Origin of the sequence: Phenylobacterium sp. CCH9-H3 (assembly GCF_001557235.1) — a bacterium.
Lineage (GTDB): Bacteria > Pseudomonadota > Alphaproteobacteria > Caulobacterales > Caulobacteraceae > Phenylobacterium.
In genome coordinates this window covers 14558-30173 of record NZ_LSJI01000108.1, presented here as the reverse complement: position 1 = coordinate 30173, position 15616 = coordinate 14558, and the positions used below count along the sequence as shown (strand labels likewise).

Sequence of the window (15616 nt, the reverse complement as noted above, 5' to 3'; positions counted from 1 at the left end):
GCCGGATGGCGCCCCGCCGCCACCCTCGCCATCGGATGACCGGGCGCTTCCGGCGCGCCATCCGGCTGGACGCCGCCGCCGGGATCGTACGGGGCGAGGTGGAGGACGACTTCCACCACTTCGTCGTCACCGTCCGCCATGATGGCGGCCGCGTGACGGAGGCCATCGGCAGCGCCCTTCGCTACCCCTGGAGCCGGTGCCCCGGTGCGGCGGCCGCCCTCGAGGCCGTCGTCGGCCTGCCGATCTCGACCGATCCGACCGCCATCTACGGTCACCTCGACCCGCTCGGCCAGTGCACCCATATGTTGGAGCTTGCCGGCCTCGCCGTCGGCCTCGCAGGCCAAGGCGAGCCGCGGCGGCGCTACGACGTCAGCGTGACGGACCCGGACGGCGGCCGTGTGGAAGCCCTGCTGCTGCGCGACGGCGCGGCGGCCGAGCAGTGGGTGCTGGAGGCCGGTGTCATCGTCTCACCCGCCGGACGCGCCGGGCAGCGGCCGGCGGACCTGCGCACCGCGGCGCTCAAGGACCTGCCGCATGCCGAAGCCGAGGGCCTGCTGGTCCTGCGCCGGGCGATCCGCCTGGCCGCCGCCCGCGACCTCGAAGTGGATCGCTTCGCCACCGCGGCGGACTTCAGCCGTCGGCCTGCCTGCTTCGTCTTCCGCCCCGGCGTCGCCGAGCACGCGCACCGGCGCTACGGTTCGGTCCGCGACTTCTCGGCCGGGCCGGGACCGCTTCCTGGAGACCTGCCGTGAGTGACATCCTGCTGATCGACGATCCCGCGCCCCTGGTGCGCCGCCTCACGCTGAACCGGCCCGAGAAGCGCAATGCGCTCTCCAACGCGCTGCGCGCCGAGGTCTTCGGCGCGCTGGAAGCGGCCGACGCCGACCCGGAGGTCCGGGTCACGATCCTGCGCGGCGCCGGAACCTGCTTCTCGGCCGGCTACGACCTGGGCGGCGGGGCGCGGCCGCCACTTCCGTACGAGACCGCCGGCGGCGCCGGCCAATGGGCGCGGCACGTGGTCGAAGGCTGCTTCCGCGTCTGGGACCTCGCCAAGCCCGTGATCGCCCAGGTGCATGGGTGGTGCCTGGCAGGCGGCTCGGAGCTCGCGACGGCGTGCGACCTGGTCTACGTCGCCGAGGACGCCCAGATCGGCTACCCGCCGGTCCGCATGATGAGCCCGCCGGACAACCAGTTCCACGCGTGGCTCTGCGGCCTGCGCCCCGCCATGGAGATGATGCTGACGGGCGACGCGATGGACGGGCTGGAGGCGGTCCGCGTCGGGTTCGCCAACCGGGCTTTCCCGGCCGACGATCTCGACGCCGAGGTGCTGAAGGTCGCCGAACGGATCGCCAAGATCCCCACCGACGTGCAGCAGATGAACAAGCGCTCGGTGCACCGGGCGATGGAGATCATGGGCCTGCGCGCCGCGATCCGCGCCGGAACGGAAATCCAGGCGCTGGCGCTCACCACCGAGAGCTCGAAGGCCACGTTCGCCCGCGTCCGTGACGACGTGAGCGAGGGCCTCAGCGCACGCGACGAGGCGTTCGGCGACTACCGCACCCGCCGTTGAAGCACGCTCTCCTCGACCCGTGCGGTGATCGACAATGGGCGCCGGCCCGGCCGGTACAGCTGCGCCAGCTGGCCATCGATCACGTCGTGCTGCCGCTGGGCGGGCCAGTCGGCCGGATCGAACATCACCTGCACCGCCATGCCGATGAGGGACGTCAGGAGCCGCCGCGCCTCGCTCTCCAGGTCGAGGTCGCCGACCAGCGCGCCGCGGGCGTATAGGTCCCGAAGGATCCGTTCCAGATTGCCGCGCGTCCGCAGGATGCAGCGCTTCTGCGTCTCGGCGATCTCGGGATCGGACACGGCCCGGGCCCAGAAGGCCAGCCAGATCTTCCATTCGATGACCTGTTCCTCGGTCAGCGGCATCAACTCGCCGACGTACGCCTTCAGGTCGCCGTCCGCGGCCATGAGCGCGGCTTCGCAGCGCTCTGTCGCCCGGTCGATGCTGGAATTGTAGGTGAGGAACAGCAGCTCGCGCTTGTTGTGGAAATAGTGCGAGACGATGGCCGTGCTGCATTCCGCCGCCGTGGCGACATCGCGCACCGTCACGGCCTCCAGGCCCGCCTCGGCGATCAGGCGCGACGCCACCGCCACGACCTTCTGCCTGCGCTCCTCGCGATCGACGAAAACCGGCATTGACACCCTTATAAAACGCTTGTCATATAACGTCTGTTACGTGATGATCATTATAATAAATAAACAACCGGAGGAACCCCGAATGGAAGGCGACCACCACCGTCCGTAGTGGCGTGAAACTGGCGCGTGGGCAAGTCACCGTTTTCGCACGGTAGGTCCTTTGCGCCTCACAGAAAGTAATCCCGACGCTGAACTTCCGCTGCGGCAAGCTGCCGGAGCGCGCGACGGCCTGCGCCTTGAGCGTTGGCCCAAAGCTTGACTGGACACTATCTATGCAAACGACCGAAGCCGTTCTCGATGCGCCGAACGATTGGCCCCTGGCCAAGTCGACGAGGGATTTCCTCGCCGCGGGTGGTTTCGGCCATCTGATCGAGGGCGAAGTCACGCCGTCGGCCTCCGGCGAGACCTTCGCTGTCTATGATCCTGCCACCGGCCGCGAGTTCGCCCGTTGCGCCGCCGCCGGCCGCGAAGACGTGGACCGCGCCGTGCGTTCAGCCCGGGCCGCTTTCGAGGACGGCCGCTGGCGCAACCTCGAGCCCATGGAGAAGGAGCGCCGGCTGCGGCGGCTCTCTCAGCTCATCGCCGACAATCGCGACCTCCTGATGGACATCGACGTCATCGATGGAGGCCTGATCCGCACCTACTCCGAGTTCATCGTGAAGTTCGGCCAGGACGCCGTCGACTACTACGCCGGCTGGCCGACCAAGCTGCACGGCGGCATGCCCGCCAGCCCGCCGGACGTCGTGGTGCAGGAGATTCGGGAGCCGGTGGGCGTGGTCGGCATGATCACGCCCTGGAACGGTCCGTCGGCCGCGCCGGCCTCGATTGTGCCGGCCCTGGCCTGCGGCAACTCGGTCGTCCTGAAGCCCGCCGAACAGACGCCGCTCGCGGCCCTGGTGGTGGGCCGGCTCTGCCTTGAGGCGGGCATCCCCCCGGGCGTCGTCAACGTCGTGCAGGGGATCGGCGAGGTGGCCGGAGCGGCGATCGTCGAGCACCCGCTGGTGGACGTCATCGGCTTCACGGGCTCGTGCGAGACGGGTCGTCGCATCCAGGCGGCCGCCGCGCCGCGCCTGAAGCGCGTCGGCATGGAGCTCGGCGGCAAGAGCCCGCACATCATCTTCAACGACGCCGACTTGGCGGCTGCCGCGGCCACCGTCGCCGGCGCCGTCTGGGGCCACTCCGGACAGGTCTGCACGGCGGGCTCGCGGGTGCTGGTCCAACGCGGAATCCACGACGAGCTGGTCGCCGAGGTCGTGGCCCGCTCGCGCGAGATCAAGCTGGCTTCCGGCTTCGTGCCCGACGCCCAGATGGGACCGCTCGTCTCCCGCGAGCAGCTCGAGCGTGTCTGCCGCTACGTGGACATCGCCAAGCGCGAGGGTGCGCAGGTGGCGCTCGGCGGCGAACGGCACGGCGACACCGGCTATTTCCACAAGCCCACGATCTTCACCGGCGTCGACAACCAGATGACCATCGCCCGCGAGGAGGTCTTCGGGCCGGTGATGGCGGTCATCCCCTTCGACACTGAAGAGGAAGCCGTCGCCATCGCCAACGACACCGAGTTCGGCCTGGCCGCCGGCGTCTGGACCCGCGACCTCGCGCGCGCCCACCGCATGACCCAGGCGATCCGCGCCGGGACCGTGTGGGTCAACACCTATCAGCGGGTCTATCCTTCGATCCCATACGGCGGCGTCAAGCAGTCCGGCTACGGACGCAACCTCGGCGCCGAGTCCCTCGAGCACTACACCCAGACCAAGACGGTCTGGCTGAAGATCAGGTGAGCGACATGTCCCAGGCGACCAAGGACTACGTGATCAGCGCCGTTCGGGCCGAACCCTCGCTGGAGGCGATCGTCCGTGAGCTGAAGGATCGCGTGGACATCCTCGAGACGATGCATGCCTATTGCCGCCACGCCGACAACCTCGACGGCGACGGCATGTCCGCCCTCTTCGTCGAGGACTGCGTCGCCAACTTCATCCCCGGCGGCGAGGAGACGATGCTGCGCGGCCGGCGGGCGCTGAACGACTTCCTGAATATGGCGCTGGGCGGAACGGTGAGCGGCAGCCACCACATCGCCAACGAGGAGCTGATCTTCCAGACGCCCGACCAGGTGATCCTGCACTGCTACATGTATTCCTGGCAGCGGTTCACGGGCTTCCCGGTAACCGCGGACTGTCATCGCTGGGGCCGCTACGAGAACCGGTTCGTGCGCACGGCCGACGGCTGGCGGATGGACCGACTGAAACTGATTTCGGCCGGTGAGTACGGCGGCGCCCGGATCGGCGAGCAGCTCGGCCGCCCATTCCCGCCCAAGTTCGAGTGACCCCGTCCGCGAGACGCGGCCGGCCCATATCCAAACAAAGAAAAACGCCTCGGGGGAGGACACAACATGCACTCTAAGTTCCCTTACGGAAACCAGCACCGACGCCGCGCGCGCCTGCTCCTGCTCTGCGCCGCCCCAGCGGCCCTGTTGTGGGCGGCTCCGGCTCTGGCGGCCGACGACGGTCAGACCACGGCGCTGGAGGAAGTGATCGTCACGGCGCGAAAGCGCGAGGAGAACATCCGCGAGATCCCGGTCGCCGTGACCGCGATCTCGCAGGAGAAGCTGGACCGCTACGAGCTGCGGAGCATCGAGGCGATCGCCGCCTCCATTCCCCAGCTCAGCGTGGTCCGCGGCTCCAGCGGCTCGGGCGCGACCATCAGCCTGCGCGGCATCGGCTCCACGTTCACCAGCATCGGCATCGAGCAGTCCGTCGCGGTGATCCTCGATGGCGTCTATTACGGCCAGGGCCGGATCATCAACGAAGGCTTCTTCGACATGAAACAGGTCGAGGTCCTGCGCGGACCCCAGGCCCTGTTCTTCGGCAAGAACGCCACCGCCGGGGTGCTCTCCTTCACCTCCGCTGATCCCGGCGAATCCTTCGAGGCGCTGGGTCGCGTCGGCTACGAGTTCAAGGGCCAGGTGGCCAACCTCGAAGGCGTCGTCTCCGGGCCGGTCACCGACACGTTGGGCCTGCGCCTGGCGGTCCGCTACTCGGACATGCGCGACGGCTACGTCACGAACGAGGCCCCGGCGCGCAGCCTGACCACGCTCAACGTCGCGACGGGCGCCGTCACCGTCCACCCCGGCCAGACTCCGGTCCGCGACCTGCCCGGCGAACGCGACCTCGCGGTCCGCCTCACCGCCCTTTGGCGCCCCTCCGAGGAGTTCAGCCTGAACCTCAAGGGCAGCCTCACCCGCTACCGCACCGAGAACGCCACCTGGAACAATGAGACGATCCGCTGCCCCGTCGGCGGCTTCACCCAGGTGAATCCGACCGAGGCCTGCAACGCCAACCGGCGCATCCAGCAGAACCCGGTGCCGGCCGACATCGCCGCCACCAACCCGCTGCTGGGCCGGCACGGCGGCCAGCTCTACCAGGACTATGACGCCTACTCCGTAAGCGCGGCGGCGGCCTATTCCACCGGCAAGGCGGACATCACCTCCGTCACCGGCCTGCACCACTTCACCAACTGGTTCCTCGGCGACTACGACTTCACCGGCGCGGCCGACGGCGGCACCTGGGGATCGGAACGGTCGGAATACAAGGCGTTCTCGGAGGAGATCCGAGCCCAGACGACGCTGGAATTCCCCATCAACGTGATGGTCGGCGTCTACTTCCAGAGCACGCGGCTGGACTTCGACCAGCAGATCATATTCCCCGGGGCCCTCGAGGACTCGACCGCCGCGGATCCCACCAAGCGCTACATCACCGTCGCCAAGCGCTCCTACACCGACGGCCGCACCTTCGCGGGCTTCGCCCAGTTGCAATGGAAGTTCACGCCTGAGCTCGAGCTCACCGCGGGAGCCCGCTACACCCACGAGACCAAGGACTCCCAGTTCGTCCAGCCCTACGTCATCGCGCCGTTCCAGCCCGTCTTCCGGCAGAACCGGCCGATCCTCGCCGACCAGAGCTTCAACGACCTGTCGCCAGAGCTGACGCTCACCTGGAAGCCCGCCGACAACTGGACCGCCTTCGCGTCGTACAAGCAGGGCTTCAAGTCCGGCGGCTTCTCGGGAAGCGCCCTGGACAGTGCGATCGGCAACACCACGGTCAACGATCTGGCCTTCCAACCTGAAAGCGCCGAAGGCTTCGAGGCCGGCGTGCGCGGGGCGGTGCTGAACGGTCGGCTGCGGTTCTCGATCGACGCCTACACCTACAAGTACTCGGACCTGCAGGTGGACTATTTCGACGCCACCCGGATCCAGTACATCACTCAGAATGCGGGCTCCTCGCGCTCCAAGGGCGTCGAGACCGAAGTGGAATGGGCGCCCGCCGAGGTCCCCGGCCTCGTGCTGCGCGCCGCCCTCGCCTACAACCGGGCCCGCTACATCGAGTTCGCCGGCGCGCCGTGCTGGGGCGGCCAGCGGCCGGTGGACGGCTGCACGATCGTCGGGGGCCGTTCGATCCAGGACCTCGGCGGCAAGCCCACGGCGCTCGCGCCGAAGTGGACGGGCGCGCTGGAGGCGAACTACGAGCGGCCCGTCGGCGGCGGGCTGGTGTTCGGGGCCAGCGCCAATCTGCGCTACTCCAGCAGCTACCTCGGCAATCCCTTCGGCAACCCGGCCTCGAAGCAGGACTCCTACGCCACGCTCGACGCGGCGATCCGGCTGAAGACGCGGGACAATCGCTGGGAAGTGGCGCTGCTCGCCAAGAACCTCACCGACGAATACGTGGTCTACAACGTCAGCGACGCTCCCAGTTCCGGCAGCGGCACGGGGACGGCGGCAGGGATCCGCTCCGACTCCGTCGCGACGCCGAACCTGCCGCGCACCGTCGCCCTGCAGCTGACCTGGAAATACTAGTTCCCCTCTGGGGCCCGGCTCCAGCGCCGGGCCCCTCTTCTTTTGCGGAGGAAGCAATGACGACCGTGCTCCAATCCGACAGGCCCGCCGCCCGCCGCCGGCCGGACACCATGCGCGACCTGGAACGGCGCATCGTCAGCCACCTGGCGGCCGGCGGCACCACGGACCTGGCCAACGGGACCATGACGGTATCCTCTCGCGAGTACACCGACGTCGCGCGGTTCGACGCCGAGAAGCGCGAGCTGTTCGGGAAGCTGCCTCTGCTGGCCTGTCTTTCTCAGGACGTCGCCCGGCCGGGCGACATGAAGGTCTTCGACGAGGCAGGTCCGGCCATCCTGATCATGCGCGGGCAGGACGGCAAGGCGCGCGCCTTCCTCAACATGTGCACACACCGGGCGGCCCGGCTGGTCCATGAGTGCACACGACGCAAGCTGATCACCTGCCCCTTCCACGCCTGGGCCTTCGACCTCGAGGGCCGCCTGGTCGCCGTGCCGGGCGAGGATGGGTTCGAAGGCGTCGAACGCGCCACCCGCCGCCTCGTCCGCGTGCCCGTGGGCGAATGGGGCGGCATGATCTTCGTGAAGACGCACGCCGGCGAAGAGGAGATCGACGTCGAGGCCTGGCTAGGCGACATGGGCCCGCAACTGCTCGCCCTCGATCTGGCCCACGCCAAGCCCATCAAACAGGACCGCGTCGAGACCGAGGCCAACTGGAAATACTGCCTCGACACCTACGGCGAGGCTTATCATTTCAGCGCCCTGCACACGACGACCTTCGGGACCACCTCGCGCAGCAACGTCGCGCTCTACGACGACCTGGGCCTGCACTACCGCGTGAGCTTCACGAACAACGCCTACCAGGATCTGGTCGGCAAGCCGGAAGCCGAGTGGCCGGTGACGCCTTACGGCGGCAGCCACTTCGTCTTCCCGAACTCGATCGTCTACGGCGCGCCCATGGAGGGAGGTGGCAGCATGATCGGCATGTACCGCCTGTATCCCGGCGAGACCCCGGGCCGCTGCCGCACCCTGATGTCGGCGCACCGCGGAGCGGATGTTCCGGCCGAGACGCCCGACCAGGCGTTCGCCGACGCGCACGACTTCATTGTCCACGTGGTGTCGACCGAGGACTACAGCGTCTCGAAGGAAGGCCAGCGCAACCTCGAGAACGCGCCCGATGGCTTCGAGATCGTGTTCGGCCGGAACGAGGCGGCGCTGCAGGGCGTGCATCGGGCGATCGCCGCGATCGTCGGCCCGGTCGCGGACTGACCGGCGATGTCCGTCTTCCTGCACGTGACGCTCGAGATCCACGCCGCCGGGCTGGGCCGCTTTCTGGAGGGTATGCAGAAGACCGCCGTGCCGCTGCTCGAGCGCGAAGGCTGGCGGCTGGCCGGGGCCTTCGTCCAGCGCAGTGGACGCCTGGGCAATGTGATCGACCTCTGGGAACTCGATGACTTCCAGCACTACGACCGCGCCCTGAAATCCCTGGGCGCCCACCCCGACTTCCCCGCGTTCAAGGCGATGCTGGACGAGACGGTGATCAGCGAGACGGTCGTCTTCTGCGACCCGGCGTCCTACCACCCGAGGCCAGCCTGACTCCCCTGCGACGGGCCGGACCGAGGCTCGCGGCGATCGCCGTGGGCCTTGCGGCCCTGCTGGCGGGTTGCAGCGACGGCGTCGACGAGCGGCGGCTGCGGCGCGCCGATCGGGAGCCGGGCGCTTGGCTCACCAACGGCCGCACCTGGGGCGAGCAGCGGTTCTCGCCGCTCGATGAGATCACCTCCGCGAACGTGGACGCTCTGGGTCTCGCCTGGGAGGCCTCGCTCGACAGCTTCGACTTCGGGATCGAGGCCACGCCCCTGGTGGCCGACGGTCGGCTTTACGTGACCTCCACCTGGAGCCGCGTCTTCGCCTTCGACGCGGCCACCGGCAAGCGCCTGTGGGCGTACGATCCGGACGTGCCGCGCGACTGGCTGGCGCAGGGCTGCTGCAAGGCGGTAAACCGCGGCGTGGCGCTCTGGCGGGACAAGGTCTATGTCGGCGCCTTCGATGGACGGCTCATCGCGCTGCACGCTCGCACCGGCAAGCCCGTCTGGACCGCCGACACCACGGGAAGAAGGCCGCTCTACACCATCACCGGCGCACCGCGCGTCGTGAAAGGCAAGGTGATCATCGGCAACGGCGGCGGCGACTTCGGTACCCGCGGCTACATTTCGGCCTACGACGCCGAAACGGGAAAGCTCGCCTGGCGCTTCTACATCACCCCCCGCGACCCGCGCCTGGGGCAGGAACATCCCGAACTTGAGGCGGCCCTGAAGACCTGGGATCCGAACCGTGACTGGTCGGTCGGCGGCGGCGGAAACGCGTGGGACTCCATGTCCTACGATCCCGAACTGGACCTGCTGTACGTGGGCACGGGCAACGGCGGCCCCTACGATCCCCGGCGACGCAACCCCGGCGGCGGCGACTCCCTGTACCTCTCGAGCATCCTGGCGCTGAGGCCCGACACCGGCCGGCTCGTCTGGCGATACCAGACCACACCCGGCGACCAGTGGGATTTCACGGCGACGGCCAACATGGTGCTCGCCGACCTCGAGATCGGCGGCGCCAGGCGCCAGGTGCTGATGCAGGCGCCGAAGAACGGATTCTTCTACGTCCTGGACCGGCGGACGGGCGAGCTCCTCTCCGCGGAGAAGTACGTCCGAACGACCTGGGCCGAGCGCGTGGACCTGGATACGGGCCGGCCCGTGCTCGCCCCCGGCGCCGACTACACCAAGGGCCGGACGCGGCTCCATCCGTCCCCTTACGGTGGTCACAATTGGCAGCCGATGGCCTTCAGCCCGCGGACGGGGCTCGTGTACATCCCGGCGCAAGACCTGGGCTGGATCTGGGATCCCGACGCGCCCACATGGTTCGAGCGCGAGGTCGGCGGCGACACGCCGGCTCGGGCGTCCAGCGCCAACACCGGCCGCCTGATCGCCTGGGACCCGCGCGCCGGCCGTCCGGCCTGGGTCGCCGAGCTCTCGGAACCGATGAATGGCGGCGTCCTGGTCACCGGCGGCGGGCTGGTGGTCCAGGGGCTGGCAGACGGCCACATCGAATTCCGCGACGCCGCCAGCGGCCGCCGGCTGCGCCGCCTGCTGGTCGGCACGGGGATCGTCGCCCCACCGGTGAGCTATCGCGTCGGTCGCGAGCAGTTCATCGCCGTCGCGGCGGGCTGGAACGGCGTACGCGTCGACGCCGACTCGCCGGGCGCGCCGCCCGGATACGACAATGCCGGACGCTTGCTGGTCCTGAAACTCGGCGGCGGGCCCATTCGGGTGGCCCCGCGGCGGCCGGCGCGACCGCCGCTCATGTCCGTGGCCGAGCCGCAGTCGCCGGCGGCGGCGGCCCGCGGCCAGGCGCTCTACGTCACGCACTGCGCCCGCTGCCACGGCTACGTTGGGGAGACGACGCCCTTCCCGGACCTTCGCCGGATGACGCCCGAGACGCTCGCGGCGTTCGACGACATCGTCCTCGGAGGCGCCTATCGCCAGGCCGGAATGGCCAGCTTCGCCAACGTGCTGTCATCGGGCGACACCGGGGCGTTGAGGGCCTTCCTGATTTCCTGGGCGCAGCGGACGCGCTCAGCCGAAGCGCCGGCGGCTTCCCGGGCGCCCTGAGGCGCGGGGGGCCTATGTCGAGGCCGTCGGCGGCCCGTGGATCGCGCGCCACAGCGACCAGCCGCCCAGCAGCACGAGGACCTGCGCGAAGGCCGAGGCGAGCAGGCTGCCGGCCAGGCCCAGCTTCATCGCCCAGGCCGTGCAGGCGTCGGACGTCCCGTAGACGGCCACCATGAGCGCCGCGATCCCGGTCAACCCGGCGAGCAGGCAGGCCAGTCCGAACAGCGCCAGCCCGGGGCGGGGATGCTTCGCCATCGCCCTCAGGCCTCCGCCGGCGCGCCGAGGCGCGTGCGCGTGACGTGGCCGAAGCCCTGGCGGTAGTCGAGCACCGCAACGTCGGTGGGCGTCACCTCGAACAGCGCCAGCTCGTTGCCGCCGTCGATGGAGACGTACTGGGCGATCTCGCTGAACTTCTGCAGGAACAGCAGGCCCGCGCGGTCGGCGTCCGCGCCGGGCGGCAGGCGTCGGGCGCGCCCCTGCAGCGCCAGGCCCCGGATCTCGCCCCAGTCGCGGTACGGCAGGGTGATGGTGATCGCCACCCGATCGTCGCGCGCGAGGTTCTGCGCCTTCTGCGAGGCTGGCGAACAGCCGAAATAGATGCGCAGGCCCTCGCTGGCGTAGCTGACGGTGCTCGCGTGCGGCGCCCCGTCGGGCAGCAGGCTGGCGACCGTCATGTCCTGGCCAAGCGCCAGGATGTCTCGGATGTCGACTTCAGGGTGCGTGGCCATGGGCGCCTCCTTCAACGTCCATCAAAGCCGAGCGCGACGGCGCGCGCCTTGCGCTGGGTCAAGGCCGACTACAGGGCGTGAGGAACGTTCTTCCCCAGATGGCCGTGCTTTTTGGATTCCCAATCCGCCAGCCGGCGAACGGTCCCGCAAATCGGGAATCTTATGCGGGGCGCAGCGGCTAGATTGGGCGCATGAGCAGCACCCATGCCGCGCCCGCCCGCGCCGCCGCCGGCGTTCTCTTCGACGGCCTCCTACCCCAGCCTCCGGACGCCGTGCTGGCGGTGAGCAAGATGTTCCGCGAGGACCCTCGGCCCCACAAGATCGACGTGGGTGTCGGCGTCTATCGGGACGCCGACGGGCGCACGCCGGTGTTCGCCGCCATGAAGGCCGCCGAGGCCCGCCTGCTGGAGACCCAGGAGACCAAGGCCTACCTGGGGCCGGAGGGCGACTTCGGATACCTGGAACGCCTGTCGCCGATCATCTTCGGCCGCGGCGCAGCGGCGTCGGACCTGTTCGGCGTTCAGACGCCGGGAGGCACGGGCGCCCTGCGGCTCGCCGCCGAGCTGGCCCACGCGGGGCGGCCCGGCGCCCGCGTGTGGCTGGGCGCCCCGTCCTGGCCCATCCATGCGCCGATCTTCGCCGAGGCGGGGCTGGAGGTGATGTCCTTCCGCCACTTCGACCCGCAGACCCAGGCGCTGACGTTCGACGAGACCCTGGACGCGCTGCAGGGCGCCCAGGCGGGCGATGTGGTCCTGCTGCACGGCTGCTGCCATAACCCCAGCGGCGCCGACCCCGACCTTGACCAGTGGCGCGCCCTGACCGAGGTGATCCTGGCGCGCGGCCTGACGCCCCTGATCGACCTGGCCTACCAGGGCCTGGGCGCCGGGCTTGACGAGGACGCCGCCGGCCTTCGCCTGGTCCTGGAGGCCGTGGACAACGCCATGGTGGCCTATTCCTGCGACAAGAACTTCGGCCTCTATCGCGAGCGGACGGGCGCCCTTTTCGTCCGGGCCCGGGCCCACGCCGAGGCGGTGCGCACCAACATCCTGAAGATCGCCCGCTGCGCCTGGTCGATGCCGCCGGACCATGGCGCCGCCGCAGTGCGGATGATCCTGGAGGACGAGGCCCTGACGGCGCTGTGGCGCGGCGAACTGGAAGGCCAGCGGGCCCGCCTGCAGGCGGTGCGCGAGATGTTGGCCGACGCCGACCCGAGATTCGAGCCGATCCGCGGCCAGCGGGGCATGTTCTCCATGCTGGCGCTCTCGCCGGCCCAGGTGGAGGCGCTGCGGCGCGATCACGCCGTCTACATGACCGGCAACGGCCGCATCAACATTGCGGGCCTGCGCGCCGAGACGATCGGCCCGTTCGCCGCCGCCTACGACGCCGTCTTGCGCGACACGAAGGCATAGTAGGCCAGGCCCAGGGCCAGCCAGCCGGCCAGCAGGGCGTAGGGCTTCCAGTCGGTGCCGAAGCCCAGGCTGGCGATGACCACCGCGGCGACCATGCCCAGTCCGGCCAGCACGCGCACCGTGCCGCGGCCGAGGCGCAGGCGCGCCTGGGCATGCACCTCCGGATGCCGCGCGGCGACGTTGTAGGCCGCCAGGCACGAGCCCAGGTATTTCATCATCGTCGGGATGTTCACCGCCAACAGCAGGAACAGCAGGCTCGACGGCAGGAACAGGCCCAGGCAGCAGGCGATGAAGGCGACGACGGTGGCCACGTGCGGCGTCCCGAACCGCGGATGGATGCGGCCCAGGGGCGCCGGGAGCACGCCTGCCCGGCCCATGGCGTAGAGGAAACGGGCGAAGACCAGGAAGACCGCGTTCATCGACTTGAGCAGGGCGAGGACCGCGGCGGTGACGATCAGGGGCATCGCCCAGCCGCCCAGCGCCGCCTCGGCCGCGGTGAGCAGCGGCGCGTCGCTGGCGGCCAGGGCGTCGGCGCCCACGAGGCTGAGCGCCGTGAAGGCGATGGCCAGGTAGACGACCACCGTCAGCGCCAGGGCGAGGGCCAGGCCCAGCGGCACCACGCGCTTGGGGTCGGCCACCTCCTCGCCCACCTCGGTGGTGGTCTCGATGCCCAGGAACAGTTGGATCATCAGCGGCAGGGCGGCCAGGATCGGAACCCAGCCTACCGACAGGGACTGCTGGACGAGCTGCGGCTTCAGCGATGGCGCGCCGGCGATCACGAACACCGCGAACACCGCCAGCAGCATCAGCATCATCACCGTCTGCGCCCGCGCCGCGATGGCGACGCCCAGGTAGTTGAGCGCGAAGACGGCGAGGAACAGGCCGAACATCACCGGCTTGCCCGGCACTGCGATCACCCGCCCCAGGTAGCTCACCAGCACCGTGCCCAGCACGATCATCACGACCGCGTTGGACAGGATCCGCAACCAGACGATCCCGAAGGCGATGAGCGGATGGGTGAACTGCCGCTGCCATTCGAAGGACGCGGCGGTGCGCGGCACGGCCGAAGCCATGTAGGCGTACACCAGCCCGAAGAGCACCATGGGCAGCGCGGCGAGCACGCAGGCCACCAGGATGCCTTCGTGACCCACCTGCGCAGCGGGTCCCAGGACCGAGAAGATCGAGGCGCCGATGGCGGTGCCGGCGCCCAGCATAACCAGATCGATCAGGCGGACTCCGTGGCGGAGCTGTTCGGTCATGCAGGCTCCGTCACCAGGTGCGGCAGGTCGCGTCCGGCACGGACGGAACACGCACCCAGGCGTACCCCTCCACCGGCTTGTTTTCGACGGTATAGGTCTTCGGCGTGCGCCGGAAACAGGGGCCGAAGGCGTTGCTCTCGGGCGTGAACATCTCGCCGTCCAGGATCACCCGTTCCCACTCCGCCACCGCCTCTGGTCCCAGTTCCCGGCCGAGCATCGCCTTCCAGGCCGCGTGGTCGAAGCGAACGCCCTGCTCGCGGCTGACGAACATCGGCTTCAGCATGTCGTCCAGCTTGCGCTTGCCGCCCGACTTGGCGCGGATCCGTGCGTCCAGGCTGGCGAAGTAAAGGCTGGAGCGGTTGTAGGGGACATGCCGGATGCTCTCGTCCCCGAAGCCGGCGTGGGCGATCCGGTCGGCCGACCAGCCTCGGGCGGGGCTGCCCCAGTACCCGCGGGCCATTTCGTCGATCTCTTCGCCGTAGTCCTCGATGGAGGTGAACCCGCCGCGCATGGGCAGCAGCGCGGTGTAGAAGGTGGTCAACCCCTCCGAGAACCAGCTGGACACGCCTTGCGGCGCCTCGATCCCGCCGGTCCACTGATGGGTCATTTCATGCACCAGCGTCCGTCGCGGGCCTTCGGCCTTGGGGTCCAGCGGGCCGGAACTGCGCGACAGCATGAACGACTGGGTCAGCGCCGTGGCGCCCCCGAAGGGCGGGGTGTCCAGGAACCGCATGAAGACGCGGTAGCGCGGCGCCGGCAGGTAACCGAACGATCGGTCGAGATAGGCGTAGACGTCGGCCGCCCAGGCCATCTCCCGGGCCACGTCGAACGGGGCCTTGCCCAGCCAGGCGCCGCTGTAGCCATCCGCGTCGCCCGAGGCGGGGTGGCGGTTCAGCGGTCCGGCCATGTACCAGCCCTGCATGAGCCGAGACGGCGGACCCTGGACGGTGAATTCACCCTCGCCGAAGGAGGTGATCCCGGCCGCGCCCGGCGCGAAACCCGACAGATCCCAACGGACTGTCGAAGTCCCGCCCTTCACATGCTCGGGGATCACCAGGAAGCCCGACCCGGCCCCGGACACGCCCCCACCAGCGGGGCGGATGCCGAAGGGCGGACCGCCGGGCGAGCCCGGAGGCTGGACCAGCGACGAATAGGTCACGGTGACCGGATAGCTCACCGCCCGGTCCGCTTTCCAATGCCGGAAGTAGGGAAAGCCGCCCGGCGCGGGCGGATCGTCGCTGGCGGTCAGCGGCACCGGTCCTTGGGCGTCGCGGACCTGCAGGTCGGTCACCCGGTCCGCCACCCCGCGCAGGGCGGCGTACACCACCGGCGCCGCGAGCGAGAACGGCCCTGCGTCCGAGGGGACATCGGCGAGGGTCGAGCGCACCTCGATGGCCGTCACCTCGCCCGCGGCGTCACGTACCGGCTTCAGGGTCGCATCGAAGGTCTGGGCGGCGACGGGGCCAGCCAAGGCGAGCAGGGCGACGGCGACGAAGGCGAGCTGGCGCATCCCCATC

At 69.8% G+C, this 15616-nt stretch carries 14 protein-coding genes; 9 read left to right on the top strand and 5 right to left on the bottom strand.

Features of this window, described 5'->3' with window-relative positions; genetic code table 11:
• Nucleotides 1-752, top strand: a 752-nt coding sequence (locus tag AX721_RS10825) for a DUF2889 domain-containing protein (protein WP_156467123.1), incomplete at its 5' end; no start/stop codon positions are given.
• Entirely contained in the window at nucleotides 749-1570 is an 822-nt protein-coding gene (locus tag AX721_RS10820; RefSeq protein ID WP_068876030.1) for an enoyl-CoA hydratase-related protein, read from the top strand. The genes AX721_RS10825 and AX721_RS10820, both read left to right, overlap by 4 nt.
• Here AX721_RS10820 and AX721_RS10815 read toward each other — a convergent pair.
• Nucleotides 1552-2202 carry a TetR/AcrR family transcriptional regulator gene (locus AX721_RS10815; protein ID WP_068876029.1) on the bottom strand — a complete coding sequence of 217 codons (651 nt, stop codon included), beginning with the start codon at nucleotides 2200-2202 and terminating at the stop codon, nucleotides 1552-1554. The genes AX721_RS10820 and AX721_RS10815 overlap by 19 nt on opposite strands.
• Nucleotides 2203-2474: 272 nt before the next feature.
• Between AX721_RS10815 and AX721_RS10810 the strand changes: the two genes are divergently transcribed.
• The 6 genes from AX721_RS10810 (at nucleotide 2475) to AX721_RS10785 (ending at nucleotide 10703) form a co-directional block, all read left to right on the top strand.
• On the top strand, nucleotides 2475-3980 hold the full coding sequence (locus AX721_RS10810) for an aldehyde dehydrogenase (RefSeq protein ID WP_068876028.1): 1506 nt from the start codon (nucleotides 2475-2477) through the stop codon (nucleotides 3978-3980).
• Nucleotides 3981-3985: 5 nt separating this feature from the next.
• The gene (locus tag AX721_RS10805) at nucleotides 3986-4522 is read left to right on the top strand and encodes a nuclear transport factor 2 family protein (RefSeq protein WP_156467122.1); all 537 of its coding nucleotides are present in this window, start codon (nucleotides 3986-3988) and stop codon (nucleotides 4520-4522) included.
• Between the two features lie 66 nt (nucleotides 4523-4588).
• On the top strand, nucleotides 4589-7045 hold the full coding sequence (locus tag AX721_RS10800) for a TonB-dependent receptor (RefSeq protein ID WP_068876026.1): 2457 nt from the start codon (nucleotides 4589-4591) through the stop codon (nucleotides 7043-7045).
• A gap of 56 nt (nucleotides 7046-7101) precedes the next feature.
• Entirely contained in the window at nucleotides 7102-8310 is a 1209-nt protein-coding gene (locus AX721_RS10795; RefSeq protein ID WP_068876025.1) for an aromatic ring-hydroxylating dioxygenase subunit alpha, read from the top strand.
• A 6-nt stretch (nucleotides 8311-8316) separates the two neighbouring features.
• Nucleotides 8317-8637 carry an NIPSNAP family protein gene (locus AX721_RS10790; RefSeq protein WP_068876024.1) on the top strand — a complete coding sequence of 107 codons (321 nt, stop codon included), beginning with the start codon at nucleotides 8317-8319 and terminating at the stop codon, nucleotides 8635-8637.
• A gap of 41 nt (nucleotides 8638-8678) precedes the next feature.
• Nucleotides 8679-10703, top strand: coding sequence for a PQQ-dependent dehydrogenase, methanol/ethanol family (locus tag AX721_RS10785; RefSeq protein WP_197422533.1), 2025 nt, complete (start codon nucleotides 8679-8681; stop codon nucleotides 10701-10703).
• Between the two features lie 12 nt (nucleotides 10704-10715).
• Here the strand turns inward: AX721_RS10785 and AX721_RS10780 are convergent, their stop codons facing one another.
• Complete coding sequence (locus AX721_RS10780; protein WP_068876022.1) at nucleotides 10716-10958, bottom strand: hypothetical protein; 243 nt, start codon at nucleotides 10956-10958, stop codon at nucleotides 10716-10718.
• Nucleotides 10959-10963: 5 nt separating this feature from the next.
• Complete coding sequence (locus AX721_RS10775; RefSeq protein ID WP_068876021.1) at nucleotides 10964-11431, bottom strand: pyridoxamine 5'-phosphate oxidase family protein; 468 nt, start codon at nucleotides 11429-11431, stop codon at nucleotides 10964-10966.
• A 191-nt stretch (nucleotides 11432-11622) separates the two neighbouring features.
• Here AX721_RS10775 and AX721_RS10770 point away from each other — a divergent pair, with 191 nt between their 5' ends.
• Nucleotides 11623-12840 (top strand): amino acid aminotransferase, encoded by a 1218-nt coding sequence (locus tag AX721_RS10770; RefSeq protein WP_068876020.1) that lies wholly within the window; start codon nucleotides 11623-11625, stop codon nucleotides 12838-12840.
• Here the strand turns inward: AX721_RS10770 and AX721_RS10765 are convergent.
• The gene (locus AX721_RS10765) at nucleotides 12807-14099 is read right to left on the bottom strand and encodes an APC family permease (protein WP_068876019.1); all 1293 of its coding nucleotides are present in this window, start codon (nucleotides 14097-14099) and stop codon (nucleotides 12807-12809) included. The two genes, AX721_RS10770 and AX721_RS10765, sit on opposite strands and share 34 nt — an antisense overlap.
• Before the next feature lie 10 nt (nucleotides 14100-14109).
• On the bottom strand, nucleotides 14110-15609 hold the full coding sequence (locus AX721_RS10760; RefSeq protein WP_068876018.1) for a hypothetical protein: 1500 nt from the start codon (nucleotides 15607-15609) through the stop codon (nucleotides 14110-14112).
• Nucleotides 15610-15616: the final 7 nt, after the last annotated feature.

Excerpts from the sequence above, each read along its gene's own strand:
- AX721_RS10815 (WP_068876029.1), bottom strand. The coding sequence starts at position 2,202 with ATGCCGGTTTTCGTCGATCGCGAGGAGCGCAGGCAGAAGGTCGTGGCG.
- AX721_RS10810 (WP_068876028.1), top strand. The coding sequence starts at position 2,475 with ATGCAAACGACCGAAGCCGTTCTCGATGCGCCGAACGATTGGCCCCTG.
- AX721_RS10805 (WP_156467122.1), top strand. The coding sequence starts at position 3,986 with ATGTCCCAGGCGACCAAGGACTACGTGATCAGCGCCGTTCGGGCCGAA.
- AX721_RS10800 (WP_068876026.1), top strand. The coding sequence starts at position 4,589 with ATGCACTCTAAGTTCCCTTACGGAAACCAGCACCGACGCCGCGCGCGC.
- AX721_RS10795 (WP_068876025.1), top strand. The coding sequence starts at position 7,102 with ATGACGACCGTGCTCCAATCCGACAGGCCCGCCGCCCGCCGCCGGCCG.
- AX721_RS10790 (WP_068876024.1), top strand. The coding sequence starts at position 8,317 with ATGTCCGTCTTCCTGCACGTGACGCTCGAGATCCACGCCGCCGGGCTG.
- AX721_RS10780 (WP_068876022.1), bottom strand. The coding sequence starts at position 10,958 with ATGGCGAAGCATCCCCGCCCCGGGCTGGCGCTGTTCGGACTGGCCTGC.
- AX721_RS10775 (WP_068876021.1), bottom strand. The coding sequence starts at position 11,431 with ATGGCCACGCACCCTGAAGTCGACATCCGAGACATCCTGGCGCTTGGC.
- AX721_RS10770 (WP_068876020.1), top strand. The coding sequence starts at position 11,623 with ATGAGCAGCACCCATGCCGCGCCCGCCCGCGCCGCCGCCGGCGTTCTC.
- AX721_RS10765 (WP_068876019.1), bottom strand. The coding sequence starts at position 14,099 with ATGACCGAACAGCTCCGCCACGGAGTCCGCCTGATCGATCTGGTTATG.
- AX721_RS10760 (WP_068876018.1), bottom strand. The coding sequence starts at position 15,609 with ATGCGCCAGCTCGCCTTCGTCGCCGTCGCCCTGCTCGCCTTGGCTGGC.